Annotated in this window: 16 protein-coding genes; 3 read left to right on the top strand and 13 right to left on the bottom strand. The window is 65.0% G+C overall.

Features of this window, described 5'->3' with window-relative positions:
- Window positions 1-113: 113 nt before the first annotated feature.
- From ACZBJS_RS05190 to ACZBJS_RS05165, 6 genes are all read right to left on the bottom strand, one after another.
- On the bottom strand, window positions 114-872 hold the full coding sequence (locus tag ACZBJS_RS05190; protein WP_076833044.1) for a phosphorylase: 759 nt from the start codon (window positions 870-872) through the stop codon (window positions 114-116).
- On the bottom strand, window positions 869-2,830 hold the full coding sequence (gene shc, locus ACZBJS_RS05185; protein ID WP_463438468.1) for a squalene--hopene cyclase: 1,962 nt from the start codon (window positions 2,828-2,830) through the stop codon (window positions 869-871). Before shc ends, ACZBJS_RS05190 begins: the two co-directional genes overlap by 4 nt.
- Window positions 2,831-2,994: 164 nt before the next feature.
- Window positions 2,995-4,245 (bottom strand): hydroxysqualene dehydroxylase HpnE, encoded by a 1,251-nt coding sequence (gene hpnE, locus ACZBJS_RS05180; protein WP_463438467.1) that lies wholly within the window; start codon window positions 4,243-4,245, stop codon window positions 2,995-2,997.
- The gene (hpnD, locus tag ACZBJS_RS05175) at window positions 4,245-5,081 is read right to left on the bottom strand and encodes a presqualene diphosphate synthase HpnD (protein ID WP_076833035.1); all 837 of its coding nucleotides are present in this window, start codon (window positions 5,079-5,081) and stop codon (window positions 4,245-4,247) included. Before hpnD ends, hpnE begins: the two co-directional genes overlap by 1 nt.
- The gene (gene hpnC / locus ACZBJS_RS05170; protein WP_316394682.1) at window positions 5,078-5,956 is read right to left on the bottom strand and encodes a squalene synthase HpnC; all 879 of its coding nucleotides are present in this window, start codon (window positions 5,954-5,956) and stop codon (window positions 5,078-5,080) included. Before hpnC ends, hpnD begins: the two co-directional genes overlap by 4 nt.
- 194 nt (window positions 5,957-6,150) lie before the next feature.
- A complete protein-coding gene (locus ACZBJS_RS05165; RefSeq protein ID WP_057015701.1) occupies window positions 6,151-6,387 on the bottom strand; it encodes a hypothetical protein in 237 nt (78 codons plus the stop codon).
- 406 nt (window positions 6,388-6,793) lie between these two features.
- Here ACZBJS_RS05165 and ACZBJS_RS05160 point away from each other — a divergent pair, with 406 nt between their 5' ends.
- The gene (locus tag ACZBJS_RS05160) at window positions 6,794-7,297 is read left to right on the top strand and encodes a hypothetical protein (protein WP_028331723.1); all 504 of its coding nucleotides are present in this window, start codon (window positions 6,794-6,796) and stop codon (window positions 7,295-7,297) included.
- A gap of 95 nt (window positions 7,298-7,392) precedes the next feature.
- On the opposite strand, the gene ACZBJS_RS05155 is transcribed toward ACZBJS_RS05160, so the two are convergent.
- The 4 genes from ACZBJS_RS05155 to ACZBJS_RS05140 all read right to left on the bottom strand — a co-directional run bounded on the left by ACZBJS_RS05155 (window position 7,393) and on the right by ACZBJS_RS05140 (window position 13,872).
- Window positions 7,393-9,777, bottom strand: coding sequence for an efflux RND transporter permease subunit (locus ACZBJS_RS05155; RefSeq protein ID WP_316394687.1), 2,385 nt, complete (start codon window positions 9,775-9,777; stop codon window positions 7,393-7,395).
- Window positions 9,778-9,974: 197 nt separating this feature from the next.
- Window positions 9,975-10,769 carry an ethanolamine ammonia-lyase subunit EutC gene (gene eutC, locus ACZBJS_RS05150; RefSeq protein WP_316394689.1) on the bottom strand — a complete coding sequence of 265 codons (795 nt, stop codon included), beginning with the start codon at window positions 10,767-10,769 and terminating at the stop codon, window positions 9,975-9,977.
- A 4-nt stretch (window positions 10,770-10,773) separates the two neighbouring features.
- A complete protein-coding gene (locus ACZBJS_RS05145) occupies window positions 10,774-12,360 on the bottom strand; it encodes a B12-binding domain-containing radical SAM protein (protein ID WP_316394691.1) in 1,587 nt (528 codons plus the stop codon).
- 129 nt (window positions 12,361-12,489) lie between these two features.
- Window positions 12,490-13,872 carry an ethanolamine ammonia-lyase subunit EutB gene (locus tag ACZBJS_RS05140; protein WP_316394692.1) on the bottom strand — a complete coding sequence of 461 codons (1,383 nt, stop codon included), beginning with the start codon at window positions 13,870-13,872 and terminating at the stop codon, window positions 12,490-12,492.
- A 338-nt stretch (window positions 13,873-14,210) separates the two neighbouring features.
- On the opposite strand from ACZBJS_RS05140, the gene ACZBJS_RS05135 reads away from it, so the two are divergent.
- Together ACZBJS_RS05135 and ACZBJS_RS05130 are read left to right on the top strand one after the other, a co-directional pair.
- Window positions 14,211-15,917, top strand: a complete 1,707-nt coding sequence (locus ACZBJS_RS05135) for a methyl-accepting chemotaxis protein (protein WP_141339491.1) — start codon at window positions 14,211-14,213, stop codon at window positions 15,915-15,917.
- Window positions 15,918-16,082: 165 nt separating this feature from the next.
- Window positions 16,083-17,585: a sensor domain-containing diguanylate cyclase gene (locus tag ACZBJS_RS05130; protein ID WP_229189439.1), complete on the top strand. Its 1,503-nt coding sequence runs from the start codon at window positions 16,083-16,085 to the stop codon at window positions 17,583-17,585.
- A 46-nt stretch (window positions 17,586-17,631) separates the two neighbouring features.
- On the opposite strand, the gene ACZBJS_RS05125 is transcribed toward ACZBJS_RS05130, so the two are convergent.
- The 3 genes from ACZBJS_RS05125 to ACZBJS_RS05115 are packed head-to-tail and all read right to left on the bottom strand — an operon-like array spanning window position 17,632 to window position 24,322.
- Complete coding sequence (locus ACZBJS_RS05125; RefSeq protein ID WP_463438466.1) at window positions 17,632-18,510, bottom strand: transglutaminase family protein; 879 nt, start codon at window positions 18,508-18,510, stop codon at window positions 17,632-17,634.
- Complete coding sequence (locus ACZBJS_RS05120; protein ID WP_253587413.1) at window positions 18,507-21,044, bottom strand: circularly permuted type 2 ATP-grasp protein; 2,538 nt, start codon at window positions 21,042-21,044, stop codon at window positions 18,507-18,509. Before ACZBJS_RS05120 ends, ACZBJS_RS05125 begins: the two co-directional genes overlap by 4 nt.
- Before the next feature lie 20 nt (window positions 21,045-21,064).
- Entirely contained in the window at window positions 21,065-24,322 is a 3,258-nt protein-coding gene (locus ACZBJS_RS05115) for a transglutaminase family protein (protein WP_316394703.1), read from the bottom strand.
- Between the last annotated feature and the right edge of the window lie 184 nt (window positions 24,323-24,506).

Raw genomic sequence — 24,506 nt, 5'->3', positions numbered from 1 at the left:
GGCATCGAGCGAAACCTTTGGGCATCAAAGCAAAAGGCCCGATCGCGATGCGACCGGGCCTGTGAGTTGAGCTTGATGCGGTGAGAAACCCGGTCCCTGCCCGGCGCAGCGGATCAGGCCGCCTTCGCTGTGATCAGAACGTCTTCTACCGGCATCAACACCTCGTTGCCGAGCAGGAAGCCGCGGCAGCTGCGCAGCGAGCGCAGCGCGCGGTTGAAGTCAATTCCGGTCGACACCAGCGCGCGCAGCGTCCGTGGATTGCGGGCGATGCCGCGCAGCACCTTGCGCAGGTCGATGTCGCCGTTCGGCTTCACCGCGGATTTCGCAAGTTCCGGTAGCGCCCGGTGCGCGGGATCGCTGATTACGCGCAATGCGGCAAACGGAATGCGGGCCTTGGCGGCATAGGCCGCCGCGATATGGCTCTCCATATCAACCGCGGCTGCGCCCGTCATCGAGCGCAGAGCGGCCTTGCAGGCCTTTGCCGCGATCACCTCTTCCACGCCGGCGAGACTGCCGCGGACGATCCTGCGGCGCTTCAGCGCGGCGCTGGCGATCATCTCTTCGTTCAGCGCGGATGCGGCCAGGAAACGGGTATCGCCCGACATCACCTCGGTCGCAACCACGACGTCGCCTGACTTGAGCGACGGATCGAGCCCGCCGGCCACGCCGAACGAAATCACGCCACGGAAGGTGCTCGGATCCAGCGTCGCCAGCAACTCACGCAGCTGCTGCGGATCGCTCGAACTGCAGATTACGATCATGCCGGGGCCTGCCGCGATGCGAGCCTCCTGCACCAATCCAGTCACAATCAATACCGGCCGAGGATCAATTCTACTGCCCACGGTCTCGGCGGCCCCCGCCTCAACAATCACATCCCGACCCCTACCACCCTGCTATTGGTGCTTCTCAAATTTCGATACCGCGCCAGCGCCCAGAGCGGAAAGAACTTCGAGTAGCCATGATATCGCAAGTAAAATACCCGCGGAAACCCCGTAGCTGTGTATCGCGGCTCGTCCCACAGCCCTTTTTCCGTCTGTGTTGCCTTTAGGTACTCCACCCCGCGCGTAACAGCGGGATTTTCGACCTCTCCGGCCGCCATCAATCCAAGCAAAGCCCATGCCGTTTGCGAGGAGGTCGAAGGCGCAACTTCATAACCCTTGTAATCCAGGCGGTAACTGACGGCGTCCTCGCCCCAGCCGCCGTCCTGATTCTGGACTGACGCCAGCCAGTCGACCGCCTTCCGAATCATCGGGTCGCTGCGATCGACCCCTGCGACATTTAGCGCCGAGAGCACCGACCAGGTGCCGTAGATGTAGTTCAGGCCCCAGCGGCCGTACCAGGAGCCCTCGGCAAGCTGGGTGCGGCGCAAATAAGCGACGCCGTCAGCCATCGCCTTGTTGCTCTCGGCGGTCTCGCCGAGCTGGCCCAGCATCGAGATGCAGCGCGCGGTGACATCCTCGGTCGGCGGATCCAACAATGCCCCATGATCGGAGAACGGGATGTTGTTGAGGTAATATTCGAGGTTGTTGACGTCGAATGCGGCCCAGCCGCCATCGCGGCTCTGCAGCCCCTCGATCCACTCGCGGCCGCGCGCGATGGACTCATCATATTCCCTGGTTCCGGTATGACGCCGCACGCGATCCATCGCCATCACGACCACCGCGGTGTCGTCGAGATCGGGATAATGGTCGTTGTTGTACTGGAACGCCCAGCCGCCCGGGCGGACGTCCGGCGCCTTGACCGCCCAATCGCCCTTCAGGTCCAGCACCTGGCGCGGCTTCAGCCAGTCGAGGCCCTGCCTGGCCTTGGCCAGGGTGTCGTCGCCGCCCGCTTCCTGCAGCGCATGACAGGCCAGCGCGGTGTCCCACACCGGCGAAACGCAGGGCTGGCAATAGGCCTCGTGTTCGCTAATCACGAGCAGCTTGTCGATGCCGCGGCGGGTGGTGGCGCGCGGCGGGAAATTCTCGTCCTTGCCGAGCGCCTCGTACATCATGACGATGTTGGCCATCGGCGGATAAATCGCGCCCATGCCGTCTTCGCCGTTCAGCCGCTCTTCGGTGAAGGCGAGCGCGGCATCGATCGCGCGCTGGCGCAGGCTCTTCGGAAACATCGGCTCGATTACCCGCAGCACGGCGTCGAGCGAGCGGAACAGATAGAACCAGCTCGCGCTCTGATGCGGCGCCTTCGGCGCCATGCGGACCGATTTCGGATCCTCCAGGAACAGTTCGTCGATGCCGACGCCCTTCGGATTCTTCGCACGCGGCTTCAGCGCGGCAAGCACCATCAGCGGCACCATGGTGGTGCGCGCCCAGTAGGAGATCTTGTTGATGTGGAACGGCGACCACATCGGCAGCAGCATGATCTCGATCGGCAGCACCGGCGTCGCGCGCCAGGTCACGACGCCATAGAGCGCGAGCAGGAATCGCGTGAACACGTTGCTGCCCGAAGCGCCGCCGCGCGAACGGATCGCCTCGCGCGCCCGCGCCATGTGCGGCGCGTCGACGGAATCGCCGATCATCTTCAGCGCGAAGTACGACTTCACGCTGGCGCTCATGTCGAACGGGCCGTCATGCACCAGCGGCCAGCCGCCATGGGCGCCCTGGACGCGGCGCAGATAGTTGCCGATCTTGGCCTCGAGCCCGGCATCGATCGGCTCGGCCAGGTAGTGACGCAGCAGGATGTACTCGGCCGGAATGGTGCTGTCGGCCTCGAGCTCGAACACCCAGTGCCCGTCGGATTGACGGTAGCCGAGCAGCGCTTCGGTTGCCTTGGAGATGCTCTTCTCCAGCGCGACCGGGTCGACTGCAACGCTGTGATCTCTCGCAAGCATTTCGCTCGATATCCTCTTCATCGCGGGCCGGCTGATCGAAAGCCGCGGCCGCTCCAGAGCATGATCCGATTGCTTCGGATCACGTTCTTGTCCTTCTGTTTGGTCGCGTTTTCTTCACGCGAACCGGTAGCCACTTCGCTCGAAAACGCGCCAACAGGTCGAATCTAACGTCTGGCCAGAACCAGATCGGCGGCGCGATCCCCCGATCGCACCGATCCCTCGATGGTTGCCGGCAACCCGGTAGCAGTCCAGTCGCCGGCAAGGAACAGGTTTTTTTGCGCCGTCGCGGGCCCCGGACGCAGGGCATTCTGTTCCGGCGTCGCCTCAAATGTGGCACGGCGCTCACGCACGATCTGCCAGGGCGGCAGGTCGCCGGAAACGCCCGAGGCCTCGCAGATGTCCTGCCAGATCGCCAGCGCGAGCTCCTCGCGCGGCATATCGACTAGGCGGTCGCCGTTGCTGATCGTCACCGACAGCCGTTGCGGGAACGCGAACAGCCACTCCACGAGGCCGCCGACCACGCCGAGAATGGGCGCAGCGTCGCGCGGCGGATCGACGCGGAAATGCGCGTTCACGATGGCGCGGAATTTGGTCGGGGTTTTCAGGCTGGGCAGCAGCGCGGCCGCGGCCCGCGGCGGCACCGCAAGCACGACGGCGTCGTCGGCTCCCAGCGCGACCTTGTCGCCATTGCCAAAATCGAGCTCACTGATGCGATCACCCGACATGCCGAGCGCACGCAATTCGTGACTGAACTGGACGCTGTGGCCGCCCTCCTGCAGCAGCTTCACGGCCGGCTCGATCAGGACCGAGCTCAGGCCGTCGCGCGCGATCAACGGACGGCAGGCCTGCCCGCCCGCGAGCAGCGTCTCGCGCACGATGGCGCCCGCGAGCCCGGCCGAGCCCTCCGGCGGATCGACGTTCAATGCGGCGAGCAGCAGCGGCTGCACCAGGCAGTCATACAGCGTGCCCTTGCAGGGAATGGTGTTGCCGACCAGCGCACCGGTGCCGGCCCAGGCCAGCGGTGCCAAGGCGAGATAGTCGCGCAGGGTCGTATCCGGAACGCGGCGCGCCTCGTCGAACACCCACAGCGGCAGGCGGGAATCGCCGAGGTCGAGCTGCCAGCGCCGGCCGCTGGCAAGATCGACGAACGGAAACTGCGCGCGCGGGGGCCCGACGAGGCCGGCCTCGGTGCCGATCGAGCGCGCGTAGCTCAGCGCATGGCGATTCCCCGACAGCAACAGATGGTTGCCATTGTCGATGGTGAGACTGGTGGCGGCGTCGAAATAGGAGCGGCAGCGGCCGCCGGCCTGCTGCGTCGCCTCATGGACAAACACCTTGTAGCCGCCATTGGCGAGGCGCACGGCCGCGGAGAGGCCGGAAATGCCGGCGCCGATGATATGAACGGTCTTTTGCATCAGATGATCGCGTAACGAAGAAGGATGCCGATCTTGGCGGCCTTGGACACACGTACCGGCGCGCGCGGCGCGGTGAAGCCGCGCGCGATCAGAAGATCGAGAATCGCGCGGTAGTATTTCGACATGATCCGCGGCGCGCGCACGGCGCGGCGCGAATTGCGCTTCATGATCTCGTCGGATTTCTGGAAATGCATCTTGGCCCGCTCGGCCAGCGGCGCGCACACCTTCGGCAGCGCGCGGTCGGCGGTGACGCGGGCCGGATCGTTATTGGTGATGCCGGCGTGCCAGAGCCATTCGCGCGGCAGATAGAGCCGGCCGAGGCCGGCATCCTCGTCGATGTCGCGCAGGATGTTGGTGAGCTGCAGCGCGCGGCCGAGGTGATAGGCGAGCTGGATGCCGTCGTCCTCGGGCAGGCCGAACACGCGCACCGACAGCCGGCCGACCGCGCTCGCGACGCGATCGCAATACAAATCGAGCGTCGCGAGATCCGGCGCGCGGATGTCCTGCGGCACGTCCATCTCCATGCCGTCGACGATCGCGACAAAATCCTCGCGCTTCAGGCCGAAGGTCTTCACCGAGGCGACATAGTCCTTCAGCCGCTCCGGCGGATGCCCCGCATAGAGCGCGTCGATATCGTCGCGCCACTGCTGCAGCGCGGCCAGCCGCTCCGGCCGCGGGCCGTCGGAATCGGCGATGTCGTCGACCTGCCGGCAGAAGCTGTAGATCTGGAACATCGCCTCGCGCTGCGCGCGCGGCAGAATGCGCATCGCGGCGTAGAACGAGCTGCCCGACGCGGTGCTTCCGTAATTTGCGTTGGCCGCCGCCTCCACGCTCATGCGCCAGCCGCCGATTTGGAGACCGCACGCCGTCCGGTCGCACGCCGCGCCGTCTCGCCGGCCACGCCGCCAAGGCTCTGCAGCAGCAGTTCGAGCGGGCTCAGATGCACGCGCTCGCTGAGCGGATCGCGCACCTTCAGCATGTTGACGATCTTGTCGGCGAACGCCTGGATCACGGAGATCTCGAGCCCCAGCCTGAAATCCTTCACCTCGGCGGCGAGCGACTTGCTCTGGTCGAGCAGCGCCTCGGTGCGCACGGCGAGCGCCTGCAGGCATTTGAGCAGGGCCGGCTGCGATTTCGCCTCGCCGAGCATCTCGACGGTCGCGCCCGCGGCGGCCAGGGCATCGCGCGGCAAATAGACACGGTTCAGGTTGCGGTAGTCCTTGCCGCAGTCCTGCAGATGGTTGTTGATCTGCAGCCCGACGCAGAGCGCGTCCGACGCCGCCCAGGTCGAGGTATCCTCGCCGTGCACGTCGAGCATGAACCGCCCGACCGGCATTGCCGAGTACCGGCAATAATCGATCACATCGTCCCAGTTCTCGTAACGCAGCTTGGTGACGTCGAGGCGGAACGCCACCAGCACGTCGAGCGCGTGCCGCGGCGGCATGCTGCGCTCGGCGAACGCGCGGCGCAGATTGACCGCTTCCTTCTGGGTGTCGCCATTGCCAAGCAGCTCGGCCTCCATGAGGTCGAGGTAGCGCAGCTTCTCCTCGGCGGGCAGCGTGGCGTGATCGGCGATATCGTCGGCGGTGCGGACGAAATTATAGAAGGCCAGGATCAGGGCACGATGCCGCGGATGAATGATCCACGACGCGACCGGGAAATTCTCGTCGCGGTGGGTCTTTCCGGATCGCAGGTCGCTCGCGGTGGTCATGGGAAATTTGGGCTACACTGGTCATGGCACGACGCAGGCGCGAAAGGTCAGCGCATGCGGGGGATTTGCGAGCCCCATATAGGGGAATACGCCACCAAAACCAATGCTGTCCGTGACCGCCAGCATACGAAGCCCGTGGCCGGCACACATGCCGAGCACGGGCTTTGCGGCGATCCATGGGGCCCGAACCGGCCTTACTGGCCGTGGGTCTTCAGCACCTGGTCGCAGGCGGAGCTGATCTTGCTGCGGTTCTGCTGCAGGCAGGCGAGAATGGTGAAATCGCCCTGATCGATCACGGCGCGGCAGTGACGCTGCACGTCGCGCGTGCAGGCCTTCTGCTCATCGGGTGTCCCGCGCGTCTGCTGCTGGGCGAAGGCGCTGGAGGAGAGCGGGATCGACAACAGGGCAAGAGCCAAGAGAAATTTACGCATCGTATTCCTTCATTTCCGACAGCAGAAAATCTGTTCCCGAAAAGCGCTTCGGCATGGCCGGGACGGATTTTGGGGATTTGCAGACGCCACGTAACGCGGCAACGGATTGACGACAAGCACCGCTAAATGCGGCTAAATTTGCGGCGCTGTAAACCCCTACATAAGTTATTGATTCGCAATGACGATTCGTGCCATCACTTTGTCGCGTTCGGCTATTGCGGATAGCAGTTGCGCAAAGCTACATGCCGTCACGAAGCCGACGGTTTCTGATTCTGTTCGATGACAATATGGGCGCCGCGCGCCGTTTCTGTCGTTTGAACCTAACATTCTTCGGTGACACTAAACCTTCGATGCGGCGAGACGCTTTCTTGCGTAGGAAGCGTTGATTTTGATGGGAAAATTCACAATGAAACGGTTTGGTTCCAGCCTTTATGGTCAGGCTCTCAGGGCTGTGGGCGTCGGCGCCGCACTGATGCTCTCTGCCTCCGCCGTCCACGCCCAGGCCAGCGGGCCGTTTGCCGGTTTTGCCGGCTCGTGGACCGGAACGGGCACGGTGGCGCTGTCCAACGGCACGACTGAACGGATTCGTTGCAAGGCGGATTACAAGGTCGCACCCTCGGGCATGAGCCTGAAACAGTCCCTGCATTGCGCCAGCGACAGCTACAAGTTCGACCTCTCCAGCGACGTCACCAGCCAGGGCGACCGGATCTCCGGCAACTGGAGCGAGGCGAGCCGCAACATCTTCGGCAATCTGCAGGGCACCGCGGGCGGCGGGCGGATCGACGTGTTCGTCGAGGCGTCCGGCTTTGCCGCGAACCTGAACCTGCAGACCAACGGCTCCAAGCAGGTCGTGCAGATCGACTCCAAGGGCGAGATCCGCGGCGTCTCGATCACGATGACGAAGAGCTGACGCTCCCGGCCGATTGCGCCCACAAGACACAAAGGCCCGGTTCCGAACGCTTCGGAACCGGGCCTTTTTGCTGCAGCTTTTTGATCGCTCGTCGATCAGGCCTTTTCGATCGGCGCGGGCTGGCCGCCCCTGCCGCGGAGCTTTTGCGACAGGTTGATCAGGAACATCGAGGTCGGCCGCAGGATGAAGAGGTCCGCGACCAGGGCTGCGACCATCGAGAACGCGCTGAGCCAGCCGAACAGGCGCAGCGACGGCAGGTCGGAGAACACGGTGACGACGAGACCGCAGGCCAGCACCACCGTGGTCAGGATCAGCGCAGGACCGACCAGGACGGTGGCGCGCTCCACCGCAAGTTCCGGCGTGACACCCGGCTTGGTCTCGAGCCGCAGGCGATTGAGGAAGTGGATGGTGGCGCTGAGGCCGAGGCCGAACGAGACGGTAAGTGCCACGACGCTGGCGAATTGCAGCCCCTCCCCGAGCAGCCACAGCACCGTGCCCGACAGCACCACCGGGAAGATGCCCGGCAGGATGCAGGAGAACATCACCACGATCGAGCGGAATGCGAGCCCGATGAAGATCGCGACCAGCAGGAATTCGATGGTGAGGCCGTGGTTGAGCTTTTCGATCATGCTGGCGCTGTTGCGTGCGGCAATCACCGACAGACCCGTGACCGCGATCTCGTAGCCGGGATGCTCGGCGCGCACCTTGTCCAGCGAATGATCGAGTTTGTTCACCACCGGAAGCAACTGGCTCGAGTCCACATCCGGGACGCGGCCCGACACCACGACAGCATCCTGATTCTTGTCGATGAACCGGCGCACCAGGTGTTCGGGGATCAGGTCGACATATTCCTTCAGCGTCGCGACATCATTGCTGCCGGCCTTTTCGGCGAGCCAGCGCCGCAAGGTCTCCAGCGACCAGACGTTGCCGACGCCGGCAGAGTCCTCGACCATTGCATGGACATCGGCAATCGTCTTCAAGGTCTCCGGCGAGTACAGCGATTGCCCCTTGGGGAATTCGATCAGCACATCGACCGGATTGGCGCCGGTCAGCTTGGCGTCGAGCCGGCTCGACGCCGCCACCGCCTGCCGCTTGTCCGGCACCTGATCGGCGAGCCGGTAGCGCGGCTCGAGATTGGCGTAGATGATGCCGAGGCCGCCGACCACGATCAGCGCAAGCAGGCTGAACAGCCCGGGACGGCCGACCATGCGCACCGCGATCCAGTAGCAGAAATTGCGCAGCGCCTGTACGCCGGCATCCGCGCTCTGGAACTTGACCGCAAAGATCTTCTCGTTGCGCACGAACAGGACGCCGAACACCGGCACCAGCGACAGCACCGCGATCAGCGCGATGATGGTCGCCGCAAGCCCGGCCTCGCCGAACTTGCGGATCAGGTCGGAATCCGAAAACTGCAGCGCGATGAAGGAAATTCCGGCCGTGCCGTGCGTCAGCACGCAGGCCGGGCCGACCACCAGCACCGCATTCTTGAACGCGGTGAACTTGTCCTGCCCGGCGATCAGCCGGTCGCGCGCCGCGAATGTCAGCTGCATCGAGTCGGAGAAGCTGATCACCATGATGAGCGGCGTCATCACGTTGAGGAACATGTTGAGATTGAAATTGGCCCAGCCGAGGCCGCCGAGCGCGAGCAGGATCGCAATCATCGGCGGGAATGCCGCCGCCACCATGAAGGATATCTTGCGGAAGAAGATGATCGCGATGATGCAGCCGGCGAGAATGCCGAGGATGTTGTAGGTCAGGCCGTCGCGCTCGACCGCGTTGCGGATCTCGAGCTGCATGACCGGCACACCGGACAATTGCGCATTGAGCCCGCTGCCGCCGAGGTCGTCGGCCATAATCTTCCTGATGTCGCCGACCACCTTGCTGAGCTTGTTGCTGCCGACCACCTCGGGCTCGAGCGATAGCACGATCAGCGCGAGCGTTCCGTCCTCCGACAGCAGCTTGCCGCGGATGATCTCGTTGCTTTTGACGGTCTCGACGAATTTGTCGTAGGCCACGCCCTCGGGCAGCTCGTTCGGGAACAACGCCGCCGGCAGCTTGCCTCGCTCCGGCGCCTGGCGCGCGGAGAACAGCGACACCAGGCCGCGCACGCCCTCGACGAGTTGCAGATCCGTGACCATGTCACGCAGCTTGCCGAGATTGTCGCGCTCGAGCAGCGTCTTGCCTTCGACCACGACGAGCACGTCGAACTCGGTCGCCGGGAAGCGCTTGGTCACCGCCTCATACTGCTTGTAGTCCTTGGATTCGGAACGGAACAGCTGCGACAGCGAGTCGTCGATCTTGATCCGGTGCACGCCGAACACGGCGCCGATCAGCAACAGAACGAGGACGATGCAGGACAGGATCGGCGCCCGCATCGGGATCAGGCCGAGACGCTCGATCCCGAACGCGATGCTGAGGCCCGACCGCGGCTCTTCGATCTTCTCGACGTGGACCTGACTTTCGGAATTCTTTTCGAGCATGCCCTGTCCAGTTCTGAAAACGGCTCAATCTGTCTAGCTTGGGTCTAGGGGCGCGAATGAGGCGGGTGAGCGCAACTGATCGGCGCTAGTCCTTGAAAACACGCGAATATTGACCGGCGCCGGTTTTACCTGCCCGACCCTTTGCTCGCAAGCGCGAGGGGCGAGGCAAATCGACAGGGAACCGCCGATCCCCGCCATTAAGTATCTGATTTGTCACACCCTGGTAGCGCATTCCTCGACGATCCACCGCCGCTTTCATCTTTCAAGGCGACCCCTGTGATCTGGCGTGCCAGGCCCTCGCGCACAAGCCACGAAATCCTGAATGCGGCCTCCGCATAGCTCAGCCCGGCATGGTGGATGTTGGAGATGCAGTTGCGGTCGGCGTCGGTGAGACCGATTCGCGGCGCGAAGGTGAGATAGGCGCCGAGGCTGTCGGGAGCGGACAGGCCCGGCCGTTCGCCGATCAGCATCACCAGCATGCGCGCGCCGACGATGGCGCCGATCTCGTCACCGAGCGCGACCCGCGCCCCGGACGCTGCGATCACCGCGCCGGCCTCGATCTTGTCGGCCGCAAGGCGCGGCACGAGATGCCGGATCAATTCGACGGCATGCACATTGACCGCCGTCGGCGACAGGCCGTCGCCGATCACGATGGCGCAGGGGCATGCGGTGATGCCACAGTTCTCCAGCGACCGCCGCGACGCAGAATCCAGCATGCGCCCGAGATCGGGCCGCCGCAGATAGTCGCGCCGGCTGTGCGCCTGGCTCGACACCTCAAGCGGCGTGATGCCGAGGCCGGCAAGACCGGCCGCGATCCCGCTGACATCGAAGGCGGCGTGGACGGCGTCGCGGGCGCGGGCATGGTCGAGCGTGAACGACAGCAGCGCATCGGTCGGCAGGCTGGCCCCGGACCGGCCAAGGCCGACGCGCGCCGGCGTGAGCTCGCGCAGATCGGCAAGCGAAGGGGACGTGGGCGCCGGCGGTGTCGTCATGCTGTTATTCGGCGGGGACGGAAGCCTCGCGCAGCCGAATCGAGTAGTTCGAGGCGTTCTGCCGGCCGCTGGAGGCTGCACGCGCAAAGGTGATCAAATGATGCGCAACCAACGTCGCCGAGATCAATCCCTCGATGTCGCCGCGCTTGAGCCGGCCAAGCGCAAACTTCCAGAACACGCGCTTGTAGTCGCCGAGCACGCCGACCTTCCAGAAGATGTTGCGGAGCATGATCAGGCCGCGCCGGATGTTGGCCCAGCTCTTCATCTCCGGGCTAACCGGCACCTTGATGCGATTGGCATAGGTGTAGTTGCATTGATGCAAATAGCGCGCGAACAGCTTCTTCGGCTCGTAGGCAACTTCCATGCATTTGCGCCAGGAACTGACCACGTCCTCGTAGGGCAGCAGGAACTCGACATTGGAGTCGCGGCCCTCGTCATCGATCAGCCGCCCGGCTTTTTCGAGCCGATCCCACAATGGCGTCTTCGGCAGCGCCTGCAGCAGGTTGATGGTGAGCAGCGGAATCCGCGACTCCTCGACAAAGGAGAGCAACGCGTCGCCGGTCTGGGGCTTGTCGGTATCGAGCCCCATGATGATGCCGGAGACGACCTCCATGCCGAACGAGTTGATGGTGCGCACGCCCTCGAGGATCGGAACCATCATGTTCTGATCCTTGTGCATGGCCTTCAGCGCGTCGGGATCGGGCGTCTCGATGCCGACGAAGATCGTCACGAAGTAGGCTTCGCGCATCTTCTCCAGGATCTCGGGACGCTTGGCGATGTTGAGCGTCGCCTCGCAAGCGAGGCGCGTGACATATCCGGTCCGCTTCTGCCACTCGATCAGGTGCGGCAACAGCTCGCTCGCGGCCTTACGGTTACCGATGAAATTGTCGTCGACGAAATACACGGTGTCGGTGGCACCACAGGCGCGCAGCTTGTCGAGCTCGGCGATGATCTGCTGGGGCGACTTCAGGCGCGGATTGCGGCCATAGAGCCCGGGGATGTCGCAGAACTCGCACTGATAGGGGCAGCCCGAGGAGAACTGGATGCTGCCGAGGAAATACTTCTTGGTTTCGGCGAGCTCATAGGCCGGCAGCGGGAATTCCGTCATCGGCAGCCGGTCGATGGTTTTAAGCACCACCTGCTCGTCGGGACGGCTGGTATCATCAGCCAGACGCTTGATCAGCTCATTGGTCGCATCGCCGAGCTCGCCGACGTGGAGGTAGTCGAATGAGGGATAGTAGTCCGGGCAAGCACTGACCGACGGGCCGCCGATCGCGACCACCAGGTCATGGTCATGCGCGCGATGGCAGATGTCGTTCATCTGCTGGCGCTGGATATGCATACCGCTGACGAACACGGCATCCGCCCACTCGAAATCCTCCGTCGTCGCCGGACGCAGATTCTCGTCGACGAAACGGACCGGCCAGTTCTCGGGAAGGTATGCGGCGATCAGCAGCAGGCCCTGCGGCGGCATGAACGCCCTGACGCCGTCAGTGAGGGGGTAGGCGTGCTCGAAGGTCCCAAACGACGACGTATAGCGCGGAAAAACGCAGAGGATACGTCGTACTGTCTCTATGCCCTCAGCTCTCATCAAGCGACCCCGAAGCACCGGCAAATCTAACCACGGCGCGGAACGCTGGGCCAGAAATTCTTCAACATTGTGGCACTACTTAACGTCATAACGACGAGATAGTTGCTCTGCAGAATTTCGCTATCCCCCTCAGGTCAGCAGCCTGGTTGCGAGGTCGGGCAGCCGCTCCGCACCGGCCACGAGGCGGAAGTCCTGCCCGGCAAGGCCGACGCGCGCGAGCCAGTCGTCGAATTCGGGAGCCCGCTTCAAGCCGAACAAGTCGCGGACATAGAGCGCATCGTGAAACGATGTCGACTGATAGTTCAGCATGACGTCATCCGCGCCCGGCACGCCCATGATGAAGTTCACGCCGGCGGCCGCGAGCAGCGTCAGGAGATTGTCCATGTCGTCCTGATCCGCCTCGGCGTGGTTGGTGTAGCAGACGTCGATCCCGAGCGGCAGGCCGAGCAGCTTGCCGCAGAAGTGGTCCTCGAGCCCGGCGCGGATGATTTCCTTGCCGTCATAGAGGTACTCAGGACCGATGAAGCCGACCACGCTGTTGACGAGCAGTGGATCGAACGCACGCGCCACCGCATAGGCCCGCGCCTCGCAGGTCTGCTGGTCGACCTGGTGATGGGCATTGGCGGACAGCGCTGAGCCCTGCCCGGTCTCGAAATACATCACATTGTCACCGACCGTGCCGCGGCGCAGCGACAGCCCCGCTTCCCGGGCTTCCCGCAGCAGCGAGAGGTCGACGCCGAAACTGCGATTGGCCGCCTCGGTGCCGGCGATCGACTGGAACACGAGATCGACCGGCAGCCCCTGCCCGATCAGTCCGAGCGTGGTCGTGACATGGGTCAGCACGCAGCCCTGCGTCGGAATCTCGAATCGCGTGATGATGTCGTCCAGGAGCCGCAGCAGGGTGCCGATGACGTTCGGGTCGTCGCTCGCCGGATTGATGCCGATGCAGGCATCGCCCGCTCCCAGCAGCAGCCCGTCGAGAATCGAGGCGGTGATGCCCTTGGGGTCGTCGAAAGGATGGTTCGGCTGCAGCCGCGTGCTCATTCGCCCGCGCAACCCGATGGTGTTGCGGAAGCGGGTCGTCACCTCGCATTTCTTCGCGACCAGGATCAGATCCTGGTTGCGCATCAGCTTCGACACCGCCGCAACCATCTCTGGCGTGATGCCGCGCGAGATCTTCTTGATCGCTTCCCCGCTGGCGGCATCCGACAGCAGCCAGTCGCGGAATCCGCCGACGGTGAGCGACGACACCGGCAGAAAGCCGGCAACGTCGTGGCTGTCGAGGATCAGGCGGGTGACTTCGTCAGCCTCATAGGGGATGACAGGCTCATCGAGGAATTGTTTGAGCGGAACATTGGCCAGCGCAAGCCGCGCTGCGATCATCTCCTCCGCGCTGTCGGCGGCGATGCCGGCTAGGCGGTCGCCTGAACGCGGCGGCGAGGCCTTGGCAAGCAGGATGCGCAGATCGTCGAATGCGTAATTGGTGGCGTCGATGGTGTGACGATAGAGCATGAGGGGTTCGTCGCGGGCTGGGGCAGCGCAATCTAGCACCTCTTTGCGAAAGGCGTGCCATCGGCTTCGCCCCGCGTGCTGGCGCCTTTGCCGGTAACGGCGGCGCAGCCTCGGCACGACCGCAAGCCGCGAGCACCCGGCAGACTCAAAGCGGCCCATAAGGCATTGGGATTATTTACAGATTTTAACGGTTGCGGCTGCACAAATCTCGCGTGTTAAGAAATTGTCCATGAAAATTTTGCATAAGCTTTAATCGGCCGAAGGTACTCCCCGGCCTCTTGGAGTGCCCCGCAATGCCCGCCCCCGTCACATCCCCCATCTCCATGTCCCGGCCTCCAATGGCATCCCGATTCTCGCTTGCTGCCAGGCTGTACTCGACGTTTGCGCTGATTGCGGCGCTGACCGCGGCCATCACCTTCCTGTCCGAATACAATGCGCGGCGTAATGCCGAGCTGACCGAGGCCGTCGACCTCGCAAGCCGTGCCGCACTCAATGTCGAGCGGGTCAATTCACTGGTCTACGCCGTGGTGATGGAATCCCGCGGCATCTACATGTCGACCGATCCGGCAGCGGTGAAGAAATACGGCGACGGGCTGCTGGCGTTCAACGAACGCATTCTCGGCGTGGTCAAGAACTGGGAAACGCTGGTGCAGGCCGACGACGCCGCCCAGTTCGCGGTGTTCAAGAAGCGCATCGAGCAGTTCATCGATTTCCGCAAAGAGCTGGTACGCCGCGGCATCGAGATCGGCGCCGCAGCCGGGCGGGAATGGGGCGACAACGACGCCAACCGCGACGTGCGCACCGCACTGAACAAGGATCTCGAGGCGCTCTCCAAGGTCTATGCCGACCGCAGCAAGAAGCTGGCGCGGGAGACCGACACCAACCGCACGATGGCGCTGGTGCTGACCGGCCTCGGCGCCGCGGCCTTGATTGTGGTGGTACTCGGCGTGCTGATCATCGCCCGCTCGGTGGCCCGGCCGCTGTCGCAGATCACCATGACGATCAAGCGCGTCGCCGAGGGCACCGACCATGTCGAAGTACCGCATGTCGGGCGCAGCGACGAGATCGGCGCACTGGCACGCGCCATCAAGGTCTTCCAGGAGGCGATGGACCGCAATCGCAGCCTCAACGCGCAGGTCGTACAGGATTCCGAGGCGCGCGACGCGCGCGGCCGGCATATCGAGACCTTCGTCGAAGCGTTCCGTGGCACGATCGGCGAGGTGCTCCGCGCGGTGCACGACAACGCCGCGACGATGCGTCAAACCGCGCAGACCATCGCAACCGTCGCGTCGGACGCCAGCGACCGCGCGGTGGCGGCGGCAGGCGCCACCGAACAGGCCTCGAGCAACGTCTCCGCGGTGGCGGGCGCAGCCGAAGAACTCTCCGCCTCGGTCGAGGAGATCGGCCGCCAGGTCAAGCAGTCGTCCGGCGCAGTCGATCAGGCCGGTGCGCGCACCGACCGCTCGATCACCGAGATCGAGGGCCTTGCCGCCACCACCCAGCGCATCGACGGGGTGCTGAGCCTGATCCAGGCGATCGCCGAGCAGACTAACCTGCTCGCCCTCAACGCCACCATCGAAGCCGCCCGCGCCGGCGATGCCGGCCGTGGCTTCGCCGTCGTCGCGCATGAGGTCAAGGCGCTGGCCGGCCAGACCGCGAAGGCAACCGCCGAGATCAGCGAGAATGTGGGCCTGATCCAGGCCTCGACCCGCAACTCCGTGGCCGCCGTGCGCGAGATCGGTCAGGCGGTGCGCGAGATCAGCAACGTCACCGCGAACATCGCGAGCGCGGTCGGCCAGCAGGACGCGGCGACGCGCGAAATCTCCGCCAATGCCCAGATGGCCGCCCAGGGCAACGAGACCCTGGTCACTAATGTCGGCTCGCTCCGCGATGACATGGACCAAACCAGCAAGGCGGCGGAATCGGTGCTCGCGGCCTCGAACGATCTGACCACAACTGCCGAGACGCTGTCGCGCGAGGTCGAGCAGTTCTTCCGCAACCTGCGCAGCGACGCGGCCGACGGCCTGCAGCGGACCGGAACCTGAGCGGCGATCTGGCGGGGCCCTGCGACAGGGCCCCGGCAATCCGGATGGTTAAGACTCTCCCAACGCACGGACACAAATTGCCTCCGCTTCGGGTCGCATTTCTCAATTTGATGCCTCCATAGAAAAGCGTCGCTGCGCGAGGGCGCGGGGAAGTGGAACCGAGCAATGAACGGGCTTTTGCCAAAGCCGAAGGCAGTGCCGACCAAACGGCTCCTTGCGCTCGGGATCGGCCTCGTTCTCTGCTTTTCGGCGATCTGCGCATCCATCCTCTGGGAGATGGCGGGCAAGGACTATCAGCATGCGAAGCAAGGTGCGACCAACCTCGTCGCCTCCATCGCCAGCGAGATCGACCGCAACATCGACCTCTACGACCTCTCGCTCCAGGCGGTCGCCGACGGCGTCAAGCTGCAGGAACTCGGCAAGATCAGCCCGGAGCTTCGCCAAGTCGTGCTGTTCGACCGCGCCGCCACGGCCAAGGATCTCGGCTCGATCCTTGTGCTGAATGCGGCGGGGGACGTCACGCTCGATTCCAGGACGTTGACGCCGCGGGCCGCAAATTTCGCCGATCGAGACTTCTTCCGGGCACATCAGACGCGAGCGGACGGCGGGCTGTTCATCAGCGCTCCGTGGATTACCTCTGACGGCGAATATCTGATCAGCCTCAGCCGCCGCATCAACAATGACGACGGTTCCTTTGCCGGCGTGGTCGCGGGCAGCATGCGGCTCAGCTATTTCCACAATCTGTTTCGCAAGCTGAATTTCGGCTTCGGCGACAGCATGGCGCTGTTCAACAGCGATGGCGTCATACTGATGCGCGCCCCGTTCGACATCAGCAAGATCGGGCAAAGCATCAAGGACTCTCTGGTCTTCAAGCAATTTCCGGCACGACAATCCGGCTCCTACATCACGAAATCGATCGTCGATCATGTCAGCCGGCTCTATGTTTTCCAGGCGGTCGGACACAATCGCCTGCTCATCGCCGAGGGTCTTGCGCTCGACGGCATCTATGCCGACTGGTGGCAGCAGCTCTGGCTGATCGGCAGCGTGGTGGCAGCGCTCTGCGGCTTCTCGATCGTGCTGATGTTCTACCTGGTGGCCGCTCTCAAACGGCGGGCCGCCGCGGAAGACCGGCTCGCGCACCTCGCGAGCACGGATGCACTGACGGGCCTCGCCAATCGTCGCCGCCTCGACGATACCCTTGACGTCGAATGGCGCCGTGGCATGCGTGCAAAGGCGCCGGTCTCGCTTCTGATGATCGACGTCGATCATTTCAAGATCTACAACGACACGTACGGGCATCAGGCCGGCGACGCCGTGCTCACCACCGTGGGACGGTGCATCGCAGGCAGCGCCAAGCGTGCAACTGATCTCGGCGCCCGCTATGGCGGCGAGGAATTTTCGGTGTTGCTGCCCGGCATCGGCAAGGCGGGCGCCCTGGAAATTGCCGAACGGATCCGCGCCAAGCTGGCGGCCGCGCGGGAATCCGAGCCTGAGTTGCCGACCGTCAGCATCGGATTGTCCTGCCTCGTCCCGGACCACGAGCGCACGTCGCGCGATCTGCTCAAGGCCGCGGACCTTGCGCTCTATCAAGCCAAGCGTGAAGGCCGCGACCGCGTCATCGTCAGCCCGATCGGGTGGGATAAATCGGGCAAGCGGCACGTCGCCTGATCGCGACCGCATTGGCGCGGTCGAACGCGCCGCCCGCCCGTCTCGCTCACTCCGCCGGCAGCACGTCAACCGCAACGGCGAGCTTTTGCTTGCGCGCGCCGACGATGACGCCATCGACCGGCGAGACGTCGGCGAAGTCGCGGCCGATGGCGAGAATGATGTGGTCGCTCCCGACCATCAGATCGTTGGTCGGGTCGAACCCGACCCAGCCGAGCGCGCTGCCGCACCAGACCGAGACCCAGGCATGGGTGGCGTCGGCGCCCTGCAGCCGCGGCTGGCCCGGCGGCGGAATGGTGCGCAAATAGCCGCTGACATAGGCCGCGGGCAGGCCGAGGCCGCGCAGCCCCGCGATCATCACATGGGCAAAGTCCTGGCACACGCCGTGGCGCTTCTCGAACACGTCGCGAAGCGGTGTCGAGATCACGGTCGCCTTGGGATCGTATTTGAAGTCGTTGCGGATGCGGCGCATCAGGTCGGCCGCCCCGGTGAGGATGCCGCCGCCGGGCAAAAAGCTCGCGGAAGCGTAGGCCGTCACGGGCCGTAGCACCGGCACCAGTGCGCTGGCAAAGACGTAGCCGACCGGCGAGGCCGCATCGAGGCTCAATGCCTCGAACGCGTTGTCACGCACGTCCTCCCAGGGCGGACTGGCGGCGTCGCACGCCGGCGGCTGTCGCGCCACCGAGACCCGCGAGCGGGCATCGATGCGCAGACTGCGATGCGCGGTCTCGATCAGGACGCTTTCAGTGAGCGTGCCGAAGAAGTCGCGCCTTGCGGTGCGTTCCGCGGGCCTCGGACGGATCTCGACCGAATGCGAGATCAGCTGCTGCCCATCGCCAGTGACCGGCTCCAGCCGCAGCGAGCAGCGCGCGAAGCTGACCTGGGTCTCGTAGCTGTAGGTCGTGACGTGACGGATGTCGTAGATCACGCCAGCCCCGTGAGCTTCTCCGGCCGGCTGGCATTCGGTCCGTGCGGGAAATAATGCAGCCCGATCGCGTCGGCGAGGTTGAGCAGATCCTGCTCCAGCGCGAACAGCGTCTTGACGTCGAGGCTCGAGGCTTCAGCCGTTGTGAGCATTGCCTCGACCGCGACGGCAAGACGCTGCGGCCGCTCGATCAGGCCATGCTCCTTCAGGCTCGGCAGCGCGGCAATATGCTCGTTCAGCGCCGCGACCTGGAATGCGACCGAGCGCGGATTGTAGGGGTCGAGCACCGCCAGATCGCGCACCGGTGCGAGCAGCGGCTGCACCAGATAGCGCGAGCGATAAGTGATCTGGCAGTCGACCAGCGTGAGCAGAACGTCGAGGTCCTCGTCACCGGCTTCGTCATAGGCGAACTGACGGGCAAAGCGCGTGGTGTTGACGGCGCGCTCGGCGCGGCGGCCCATCTCGAGGAAACGCCAGCCGGCGGCGCGGTTCATGTTTTCCTGCGCGAGGCCGGCGAAGCTTGCGAGCTCCTGCAAGGTCAATTCGGCGGCGCTGACGACGCCGTCATCGTCATGAACCTCGATGGCCAGCCGATCAGCCATCTCGGTGATGACCTGCCAAGCGTCCGGCGACAGCCGCTCGCGGAGCGAGGTCGCCGTGCGCTGCGCGGATCGCACCAGCGACAGCGCCGAGCCGAATTTCTCCTCGCTCTGCAGCGCTTCGAGCGCGACCTTGGCGAGATTGGCGCGCGCGGTCTGCGAGGCCGCGCCCCAGGCGACCAGCATGCGCTGGATGCGCTCGGCCGAATGCATCGCCGGCGCCGAGCCGTTCGAATTCGCGCGCGCAGGATCGCGCAACGGCGTGCACAGCGCGCGGATCAGCCGGATGGTGGCCTCGGCGCGCTCCAGATAGCGGCCGAGCCAGAACAGATTGTCGGCGGCGCGGCTCGGCAGCACGCCGGCGATGCGGCGGATGCGGACGGTGTCGACCGCCGGCAGCAGGGTCGAGGTCTCAACCGCCTTGTCGGAGACCACCCAGACATCGGCGGACACCGCGCCATCGCCCATCGACACCGCGCGCGCATCGGCCCGATCGGCAATCCGGCAGAAGCCGCCGGGCAGCACAGTCCAGCCGCTCGGCGTCGCCGCCGCGAACACCCGCAACACGAACGGACGCGGCGCGATGCGACCGTTCTCCCATACCGGCGTGGTCGACAGCCGCACGAGCTCCTGACCGACATAATCGATGCCGCGATGGCTGATGGCATCCTTCAGGCGGTCGCGGTCCGCTGCCGACAATTCGCCCGGGAGCACCGGTCCGTTGCCGGGAAAATCCGCAACGCCGCGGCCATAGGCGCCTTCGATCGCGAACTCGTCGAGCCGCGACAGCACCTCTTCGCGGGCGGATTTCTGGCCGCACCACCAGGTCGCGATGTGCGGCATCATCAGGTCTTCAGAGAGCAGGCGCCGGCACAGATTGGGCAGGAAGCCGAGCAGCGCCCTCGCCTCCATCACGCCGGAGCCCGGCATGTTGGCGACCACGACGCCGCCCTTGCGCAGAACCTCGACAAGCCCGGGCACGCCGAGATAGGAGGACGCGTCGAGCTCGAGCGGATCGAGCATGTTGGAATCGACCCGGCGCAGCAGCACGTCGAGCCGCTTCAGCCCGGCGACGGTGCGGATGTGGACGCGATCGCCTGAGACCGCGAGATCGTCGCCCTCGACCAGCAGGAAACCGAGATAGCGCGCCAGCGTGGCGTGCTCGAAGTAGGTCTCGCTGAACGCGCCGGGCGTCAGCAGGCCGATCCGCGGCTCGTCGCGATCGGCGCTGGCGCGCAGCGAATCGCGGAACGCCTCGAAGAACGGCGCGACGCGCTCGACATTCATCGACTTGTAGAGATTGGAAAAGGCGCGCGACAGCACCAGGCGGTTTTCCAGCGCATAGCCCGCGCCCGACGGTGCCTGCGTGCGATCGCCGAGCACCCACCAGCGGCCGTCAGGCCCGCGGCCGATGTCGGCGGCATAGAGATGCAGATAGCGGCCCCCCGGCGGCTTGATGCCGCTGACCGCGCGCAGATACTCGCTGCTGCCGGCGATCGCCGCGGCAGGGATGGCGCCGTCCGCAACGAGGCGGCCTTCGCCGTAGAGGTCGGCCAGCACCATCTCCAGCAGCTGCGCGCGTTGCGCGACACCGGCGGCGAGCTGGCGCCAGTCCGCCGCGTCGATGATCAGCGGCAGATGGCTGAGCGGCCAGATCCGGTCGGAAGTGTCGCCCGGCGCGCGATAGGTGACGCCGGCCTCATGCAGATGGCGATCGGCGGAGGCGAAGCGGCGCTCGATATCGGCCGGCGACAGCGCGGCAAAGGCGTCGAAGAAGCGGGCCCAGACCGGCCGCGGCGCGCCGTTGTCTGCAATATACTCGTCGGGAATGCCGGGCAGCCGGACATAGTCGCGGGTCCACTGCGCCATCCGGCGCTGACCGGGACGGGCCCTGCTCTCCTGACTGCTGCCTGGACTATTGCCACCCGATGCGGACATTCCACTTCCCCTTGACACAATTAGTGCAGGAGCGGCGTCCGCAAGTCGAGGGTCAAGGGAAACTCAATTGTGCGTTCCTCCGGCGGCGTCTCGATCTTGCCGGGAGTATGGCCGTGCTCCTGGAAGCGCGCCAGCCGCCGCGCCTCGGCCTCGTAGGAATTGACCGGCTTGGTCTCGTAGTTGCGGCCGCCGGGATGGGCGACATGATAGACGCAGCCGCCGAGCGAGCGTCCGTTCCAGGTGTCGATCAGGTCAAACGTCAGCGGCGCATGCACGGGAATGGTCGGATGCAGGCCGGAGGCCGGCTGCCAGGCCTTGAAGCGGACACCAGCGACCGCCTCGCCGGCACGGCCGGTCTCGGTCATCGGCATCCGTCTGCCGTTGCAGGTGATGACATGGCGCCCATCGACGAATCCGGTCGCCTTCACCTGGAGACGCTCGACCGACGAATCGACGTAGCGCACGGTGCCGCCCGAGGTGCCCTCCTCGCCCAGCACATGCCAGGGCTCGAGCGCCTGCCGCAGTTCGAGACCGACGCCGCCGTGATGAACGCGGCCGAAGGCGGGGAAGCGGAATTCGAGCTGTGCCTGGTACCATTCCGGCTCGACGTCGTAACCGGATTGCTTGAGCTCGGCGAGCACGCCGAGGAAATCCTCCCAGAGGAAATGCGGTAGCATGAACCGGTCATGCAGCGCGGTGCCCCAGCGCACGAACCTGCCCTGCTGCGGCTCACGCCACAGCTTTGCGATCAGCGCGCGGATCAACAGTTGCTGCGCCAGCGACATCCGCGGGTCGGGCGGCATTTCGAGCGCGCGGAATTCGACCAGGCCAAGCCGGCCGGTCGGGCCGTCGGGCGAATACAGCTTGTCGATGCAGATCTCGGCGCGGTGGGTGTTGCCGGTGATGTCGACCAGGATATGCCGGAACAGGCGATCGACCAGCCACAGCGGCGCATCCATGCCCGGCGGCGGCACGTGCGACAGCGCAATCTCCAGCTCATAGAGCCCGTCATGCCGCGCCTCGTCGATGCGCGGCGCCTGGCTGGTCGGGCCGATGAACATGCCGGAAAACAGGTAGGACAGCGACGGATGCCGCTGCCAGTACAGCACGAGGCTCTTCAACAGATCGGGCCGGCGCAGGAACGGTGAATCCTCCGGCCTGCTGCCGCCGACCACGATGTGGTTGCCACCGCCGGTGCCCGTGTGGCGGCCGTCGATCAGGAAACGGTTGGCCCCTAACCGCGTCTTGGCGGAGTCCTCATAGAGGCCGAGCGTGATGTCGACGGCCTCGCGCCAACTCTGCGCCGGCTGCACGTTGATCTCGATCACGCCGGGATCCGGCGTCACCTTGATCACCTCGATGCGCGGATCGAAGGGCGGTGCATAACCCTCGACGTGCACCTGCAGCTGCAACTCTTCGGCCGCGGCTTCGATCGCTGCGATCAGGTCGAGATAATCCTCGACCTTCTCGACCGGCGGCATGAAGGCGCACAGCACGCCGTCGCGAACCTCGATCGACATCGCGGTGCGCACCGGCAGCGGCTCGGGAATCTCCTTCAAGGCTTGCTGCAGCTCGTCGGAAAGCACGTCGCGCGTCGCCATCGGATCGCGTTCGACGACGTAGGGATAATCGTCCGGCGGCACATATTCGAGCGAGGCGATCGGAAGCCGCAAGCCCAGCGGCGAGTCGCCGGGTGACAGGAACAGATGGCTACGCCGGATCTTCCAGCGCTCGCTGCGCCAGCGTGCCGGCACGCGATCACCGAGCGGGCTCCAGCGCTGGATCGGCAGCACGTAACCTTTCGGCGTGGTCAACCCCTCGTCGAACACCCGCGCCATCCGGGCGCGCTCTTCCGGATCGGTCAGCTTGGAATTCGCCGGGCTGACATTGGCCGGCAGGCTGGCTTCACGCTGCAGCCAGAAGGCGGGATCTTCATAAGCCGGCATGGCATAGTCGACGCCGAGACCAAGCTTGGTTGCTGTTACTTTGACGAAACGCTGGGCCTCCGCGATCTCGGCCCTGCGCGAATTCTCAATGCCGGCGATCAGCTCGGCATTCTTCCAGATCGGCTTGCCGTCCTTGCGCCAGTAGAGACCGAACGCCCAGCGCGGCAGGCTCTCGCCGGGATACCATTTGCCCTGGCCGTAATGCAGCAGGCCGCCCGGCGCGAACCGCGTGCGCAGCTTGCGGATCAATTCGTCGGCGAGCGCGCGCTTGGTCGGGCCGACCGCGGCGACATTCCACTCCGGCGATTCCAGATCGTCGACAGAAACGAAGGTCGGCTCGCCGCCCATGGTCAGGCGCACATCGTCTTTCCTCAGGTCGGCATCGACCTGCTCGCCGAGCTGGTCGAGCCGCGCCCAGGATTCATCGGAGAATGGTTTGGTGATGCGCGGCGCCTCGCCGATGCGCTTGACGCTCATCTCGAAGCCGAACTCGACATTGGCAACGCCCGCGGTACCGGTCACCGGCGCGGCCGAGCGATAATGTGGCGTGGCGCACACCGGGATGTGGCCCTCGCCCGTCAGCATGCCGGAGGTGACGTCGAAACCGATCCAGCCCGCGCCCGGCAGATAGACCTCGGCCCAGGCGTGCAGGTCGGTGAAATCGCTCTCGACCTCGCGCGGCCCCTCGAGCGGATCGATGTCCGGCCGCAGCTGAATGAGATATCCGGAGACGAAACGCGCGGCGAGCCCGAGGTGGCGCAGCGTCTGGATCAAGAGCCACGCCGAGTCGCGGCAGGAGCCGGAGCCCGCGGCCAAGGTCTCCTCCGGCGTCTGGATGCCGGCCTCCATGCGGATGACGTAGCTGATCTTCTTTTGCAGCTGCGCGTTCAGCTCGACCAGGAAGTTGACGGTGCTGTCGGCCTGGCGCGGAATCTCCTTCAGGTAAGCCGCGAGCAGCGGCTCGGCCTCATCGGTCTCGAGATAGGGCGCGAGCTCGGTCTTGAGATCGCCGGGATATTCGAACGGAAAGCTGTTGGCAAAGGGCTCTACGAAGAAGTCGAACGGATTGACCACCGTCATGTCAGCGGTGAAATCGACCTCGACCTTGAGCTCGGTGGTCTTCTCTGGAAAGACGTAGCGCGCCAGCCAGTTGCCCTGCGGGTCTTGCTGCCAGTTCACGAAGTGATTGGCGGGCGTGACCTTGAGCGAATAGCTCGTGATCGGCATGCGCGTATGCGGCGCGGGCCGAAGCCGAATGGTCTGAGGCCCGAGATCGATCGGCCGGTCGTATTTGTAGTGCGTGACGTGATGCAGTGCGACTGATATCGACACGGACCGAGGGCTCCAGCAGCTTTTTTGAGCAGAACACTGCTGCCGGTCGACATCAAGCACTAACAACGGGCACGGGGTGCCCAAGGTAAGGGCGCGATCCGTAGCCCTGATGGAGCGAAAGCGAAATCCGGGGCCTTCATCCGCAGGAAGAGTCCCGGATTGCGCGGAGCCTGTCATCGGGCGC

Source organism: Bradyrhizobium sp. KZN70725 (assembly GCF_055264925.1).
This window is presented reverse-complemented; position numbering and strand designations above follow the sequence as displayed.